The organism is Sphingobium sp. DC-2, from assembly GCF_000722555.1.
GTDB classification, from domain to species: Bacteria; Pseudomonadota; Alphaproteobacteria; order Sphingomonadales; family Sphingomonadaceae; genus Sphingobium; species Sphingobium quisquiliarum.
This window is the reverse complement of the sequence record NZ_JNAC01000038.1, coordinates 1-538: the sequence shown is the minus strand read 5'-3', so window position 1 is coordinate 538 and position 538 is coordinate 1. Positions and strand designations below refer to the sequence as shown.

1 protein-coding gene is annotated in these 538 nt (G+C 60.2%); it reads left to right on the top strand.

What is annotated here, in order from left to right; translation table 11 throughout:
- Nucleotides 1-70 precede the first annotated feature (70 nt).
- Nucleotides 71-538: recombinase family protein (locus tag ET21_RS0108005; protein WP_030539245.1), on the top strand; the 468-nt coding region annotated here is incomplete at its 3' end.

Sequence of the window (538 nt, the reverse complement as noted above, 5' to 3'; positions counted from 1 at the left end):
CATACGTTCGCGCTTAGCGTGCGGATGCGTCACTTTCGTGTAGTCACCCCTAATGTGACGGATTTTGCACTTGGCTCGTATCGGATATGCCCGCGTCAGCACCACGGACCAGGATCTGGATATCCAGATTGGCCGCCTCAAGAATGCAGGTTGCGAAATTATCCGTTCCGAGACCGGATCGGGGGCCTCGCGGAGCGGGCGCACGGAACTGGAAACGATCATGCAGTTTATGCACACCGGCGACGAGCTGGTCGTGCTGCGGCTCGACCGGCTCGGCCGCTCCACGCGCGATGTCCTGAACCTGGTGCATGAGCTTGATGAAAAGGGAGCTTCGCTGCGCATCCTTGAGCCAGAGGTGACGACGGCGGGCGACATGGGGCGAATGGTCATCACCATACTCGGCATGGTCGCCGATATGGAGCTGAAGTTCATCAAGGATCGTCAGCGCGCCGGGATCGAAGCGGCGCGCGCCGAAGGCGTTTACAAAGGCCGGAAGAAGAACGTCGATGACGATGAAATCCGCCGTCGCCTTGCCGCC